Raw genomic sequence first — 4,268 nt, 5'->3', positions numbered from 1 at the left:
GTGACCAACTCGTACGGGCAGACCCACGAGGTCGAGAACCTCTTCGTGGCCGGCGCCAGCGTCTTTCCGACGGGCGCCGCGGTCAACCCCACCGCCACTCTCGCGAGCCTCGCATTGAGAACCGCCGACTACCTTCGCGACCACCGCTCGGCACTCCTTCGCTAAAGCGCTCTAAAAGCAAGACCGCGACGGGACCCTAACGGAATCACCCGCGGGTACGCGAAACTCGCCCATATCGTACGGCGGCAACGAAGGATAGAATCCCGACCGATGCCACCCGCGCTGTCCTTTCGATTGAGCCTCATGATGTTCGTCGAGTTCTTCATCTGGGGGGCCTGGTACGTCACCGTGGGGAACTACATGACGGAGATCGAGCTGACCGGTGCCATCTACTGGGCCTATACCGTGAGCCCTATCGCCGCCGTCGTCTCACCATTCTTCCTGGGAATGGTGGCCGACCGTTTTTTCGCGACGGAAAAGATCCTCGCCGTCCTGCATCTTCTCGGGGGCCTCGCCATCCTCCTCGCTCCGAGAGCCGCAAGCTCCGCGACCCTCTTCATCCTCCTGCTTCTGCTTCACGTCCTGTTCTACATGCCCACTCTCGGTCTCACGAACTCCCTCGCGTTTCATCACATTCACGATCAGGAGAAGCAGTTTCCCCTGATTCGAGTTTTCGGAACCCTCGGCTGGATCGCGGCCAACGTTCTCGTGAGCGCGATCCTGGGTGCCGACGCCACCCCCATCCCGCTCTACACCGCCGGTGTCGCCTCGATCGTCATGGCCGGGTACGCTCTGACCCTCCCGCACACGCCGCCGCGCGCGGCGGGGACCAAGCCCACGGTACGATCCATTCTTGGGCTCGACGCCCTGAAGACGCTGTCGAGCCGCCCTTTCCTGATTTTCATCGCATGCTCGCTCCTGATTTGCATTCCCCTCTCCGCTTACTACGCTTACGCTCCCGTCTTCGTGAGCGCCGCCGGGCTTTCGAGCCCTGCGTTCAAGATGTCCTTCGGGCAGATGTCCGAGGTCCTCTTCATGCTCGCGATGCCGATCTTCTTCGCGCGCCTCGGGGTGAAGTGGATGCTCGTGGTGGGAATGAGTGCCTGGGTGCTTCGCTATGCTCTCTTCGCCTTCGCCGCGCCCACGGGGAGCTTCTGGCTCATCATGACGGCGATCGGGCTCCATGGGATCTGCTACGATTTCTTCTTCGTGACCGGTCAGATCTATGTCGACAAGAAATCGTCCGGCGAGATCCGCGGGCAGGCGCAAGGTTTCCTCGTTCTCGTGACCTATGGAGTCGGGATGCTCGTCGGTGCCCTGGTGGCTGGATGGGTCTTCAACGCGATCGTTCCCGAAGTCGCGACATTGGCCAGTTGGCAAACATTCTGGTGGCTCCCCGCCGCCTTCGCCGCCGCCGTGCTCCTGATGTTCGGCGTCACCTTCTCCGAGGCTTCGGCTTCTCGGTCGTGAAAGCGAAGCGGCTGCCCCTCGTACTCGCGGGAATTGGGCTATCCGCTCCACTCGATGCGGGTGTTTAACGAGACCGTGGCTTATCTTCTCGACAAGGACAAACAGGAAGCGCGCCGCCGGCTCGCGCTCCTCGCTCGGATCCAGGATCCGGCGACGATAGCTTTTCTGGAGCGTGTCAACTTTCGTCCTGGCTGGCTGTGCCTCGAAGTTGGTGCCGGCTTGGGAACGATCGCCTCGTGGTTGCGAGAACGGACGACACCCGGCGGCCGCGTGGTGGCGACGGACATCGACACGACGTTCATCGAACCGCTGCGCTCACCGGCCTTCGAGGTGCGCCGGCATGATCTCGTTACCGAGGAGCTCGAGAACGACAGGTTCGATCTGGTGCACGCTCGAAACGTTCTCATCCACATCCCCGAGCGCGAGCTTGCGCTCGAAAAGCTCGCAGGCGCGGTCAAACCCGGAGGCTTTCTCGTGATCGAAGAAGCCGATCGTGTGACCGACGGCCCGGACCCGACGGCCCCGGACGAGATGAGAACGCTGTACGAAAAAGTCGTCGGGGAAATCTACGCGTTCGTGGAGCGCGCCGGGCTGGATCCTTCTTTCGGTGGCAAGCTCTTCGGGCTCGTCCAGCGTCTCGGTTTCCACGACGTCGTCGCCGAGGGGCGCGCATACTTCTTTCGCGGGAACCCGCACGAGGATGCTTCCGCCCACGTTCCCGCCTTCGTCGAGCTGAAGGACCCCATCATCGCGCAGGGAAACGTCACGCCCGCTGAGTTCGACGGCTTCGTCGCGCTCACAAGGAATCCCGGCTTCGCTTGGCGCGAAGGCCTGATCGTCTCCTGTCGGGGCCGGAAGCCTCTCAACGGGTCGGCGTCGAGGCCTCTGCTGTCTTGAAGTTTTCTCGAGCGACGGTCGACTTCATTCTGACCTTTCTCTACGCTTCGTCGGACGCCCTCCAGCCCCGCGCGGTCACGTACTCGTGGAGCTCGCGGTATGCCGGTCGCTCCACCCGGAGCGTGTCCATGAGGAGCTGCAGGAACTCCCGGTTGCCCCGGAGCCTCGGCAGGATGTTCGCGACGTTCATCTCGAAATAAGCGAAGGACGGACGGTCGCCTTCGGGTCCGCGCGATCGCTCGACGAGCCCGTCCAGGAATTGCACCAGCGCCTCTTCCTGCGATCGCGTCGCGCCGAACTCTTCGAGCAATTTCGTCAGGGGGCGCGTCATCGACACGAGCCGGAAAAGCAGATCCTGCATCATCTCGAGATGCGCGACGCGAGCCTCGAGATCCGATTGGTCGCTGTTCGCCATGGGGCGATACTGTATCAAGTTCTCTGTAAGATGTTATTGGCGGCTACCGCGCAAGGTCGTTGTAGGCGGCTTCGATCAGCGTGGCGGCGCTGCCAATCCGTCGGCCGCTTTCCCATCGGGCGTCGTATTCTTTCGTCAATCCGGCCCCCTGCGTCTCCTCCAGGCTCTTGCCCGCTTCGATGCTCGATTTCACGCGGTCGCGAATGACGAGAAGCATGTCCCGCCACGCTCTGACCTCGGCCACGTTCGAAATGACCCCGTGACCGGGAATGATTTTCGTGTTCGCATCCGAGATTTCGATCAGGAGATCGAGAGCCTTGATCGTTCCAAGGAAGCTGCCCCCATTGGCGGTGTCCACGTAAGGGTAGCTCGTGGTTCGGTAGATATCGCCGGTGTGAACGACGTTCGAACCCCGGAACAGGATGTAAGAATCTCCGTTGGTGTGGGCGTCGGGAGTCTTGAAAACATAGACCGTCTCGCCATTGATGTGGAAGGACATGTCTTCACCATAAGTGACGAGGGGAGGCGCCTCCTTGTAGCCGGCAACCTGCATCTGATGGCGCACGTTGTCGTGGCCGAAGATCAGAGTTCCCATTTTGCCGAAGTTCTCGTTGCCACCGGTGTGGTCCGGATGCATGTGCGTATTGATGAGAAACCGAATCGGTTCATCGGATAACGTCCGTATCGCTGCGACGATCTTCTCCGTCAACGGGGCGTACTGATCGTCGATGAGAAACACACCGTCGTTGCCAATGAAGAGTCCGATGTTCCCTCCCTGTCCCTCGAGGTAATACACCTGACCGGCGACCGGATGAATCTTGATCTCCACATCGCTGAAGTCCTGAGCGAAGGCGAGCTTGGCGCCCATGATCAGAACCGTTGAGAAGAGAACGAACAACATGGATTGATTCTTTTCATGCATGACGATTTAGTCCTTTGAAACCGAGTAAGTGACCGCAGCCAAACAGAGCGGCTAACTTATCAGATCACTCGTTAGGCGGGTCGGCCTCATCTCGAGACCTAATCTCTTCGCGGCAAACGACCTGGCAGTCGCTGATAGGCGGCCGGGAAAGTCCTCAGAACGTGCGTCAATTACTCAACTGGAACGTCACCGTCACCGTCATCACGATCGGAACCGGGACACCGTTCAGTAGTGTAGGCTCGTACTTCCATTGCTTGACGGCGTCGATGGCCGACTCATCGAGAAGGGGCCGGGAGCGCAGCACCCGAACGTGGGTGACGTTTCCCGCGGGATCGATGATGGCTTCGAGGATCACGATGCCCTCCACGCGCGCCAGTTTGGCGATCTCGGGATAGATCGGGGCGACGTGTCGGGTTTTGCTCGGTGAGCGGAGACCCTGCCCCACGCGCACGGGCTCTTGCGGCGGTGGCACAGACGGCATTTGGGGAAGGCCGCCAACGATGCCGACGATGACCCCCTCGGGAACACCGCCCTCGACTCCAGCCCCACCGATGTCCAGCCCCA

6 protein-coding genes are annotated in these 4,268 nt (G+C 61.0%); 3 read left to right on the top strand and 3 right to left on the bottom strand.

Features of this window, described 5'->3' with window-relative positions:
- The 3 genes from VEK15_20435 (at nucleotide 1) to VEK15_20425 (ending at nucleotide 2,367) form a co-directional block, all read left to right on the top strand.
- Nucleotides 1-165, top strand: a complete 165-nt coding sequence (locus tag VEK15_20435; protein ID HXV63080.1) for a GMC oxidoreductase — start codon at nucleotides 1-3, stop codon at nucleotides 163-165.
- Between the two features lie 105 nt (nucleotides 166-270).
- A complete protein-coding gene (locus tag VEK15_20430; GenBank protein HXV63079.1) occupies nucleotides 271-1,470 on the top strand; it encodes an MFS transporter in 1,200 nt (399 codons plus the stop codon).
- A gap of 54 nt (nucleotides 1,471-1,524) precedes the next feature.
- On the top strand, nucleotides 1,525-2,367 hold the full coding sequence (locus VEK15_20425) for a methyltransferase (protein ID HXV63078.1): 843 nt from the start codon (nucleotides 1,525-1,527) through the stop codon (nucleotides 2,365-2,367).
- A 40-nt stretch (nucleotides 2,368-2,407) separates the two neighbouring features.
- On the opposite strand, the gene VEK15_20420 is transcribed toward VEK15_20425, so the two are convergent.
- From VEK15_20420 to VEK15_20410, 3 genes are all read right to left on the bottom strand, one after another.
- Nucleotides 2,408-2,782 (bottom strand): hypothetical protein, encoded by a 375-nt coding sequence (locus VEK15_20420; GenBank protein HXV63077.1) that lies wholly within the window; start codon nucleotides 2,780-2,782, stop codon nucleotides 2,408-2,410.
- 43 nt (nucleotides 2,783-2,825) lie between these two features.
- On the bottom strand, nucleotides 2,826-3,704 hold the full coding sequence (locus VEK15_20415) for an MBL fold metallo-hydrolase (GenBank protein HXV63076.1): 879 nt from the start codon (nucleotides 3,702-3,704) through the stop codon (nucleotides 2,826-2,828).
- A 166-nt stretch (nucleotides 3,705-3,870) separates the two neighbouring features.
- Nucleotides 3,871-4,268 (bottom strand): energy transducer TonB (locus tag VEK15_20410; GenBank protein ID HXV63075.1); only part of this gene is annotated, 398 nt, incomplete at its 5' end.

It is taken from the genome of Vicinamibacteria bacterium (assembly GCA_035620555.1).
GTDB lineage: Bacteria > Acidobacteriota > Vicinamibacteria > Marinacidobacterales > SMYC01 > DASPGQ01.
The sequence above is the reverse complement of the archived record's forward strand: the minus strand, read 5'-3'. Positions and strand labels throughout refer to the sequence as shown.

What these genes read in the sequence shown, in the direction of transcription:
- VEK15_20430 (HXV63079.1), top strand. Translation starts at nt 271, where the DNA reads ATGCCACCCGCGCTGTCCTTTCGATTGAGCCTCATGATGTTCGTCGAG.
- VEK15_20425 (HXV63078.1), top strand. Translation starts at nt 1,525, where the DNA reads ATGCGGGTGTTTAACGAGACCGTGGCTTATCTTCTCGACAAGGACAAA.
- VEK15_20420 (HXV63077.1), bottom strand. Translation starts at nt 2,782, where the DNA reads ATGGCGAACAGCGACCAATCGGATCTCGAGGCTCGCGTCGCGCATCTC.
- VEK15_20415 (HXV63076.1), bottom strand. Translation starts at nt 3,704, where the DNA reads ATGCATGAAAAGAATCAATCCATGTTGTTCGTTCTCTTCTCAACGGTT.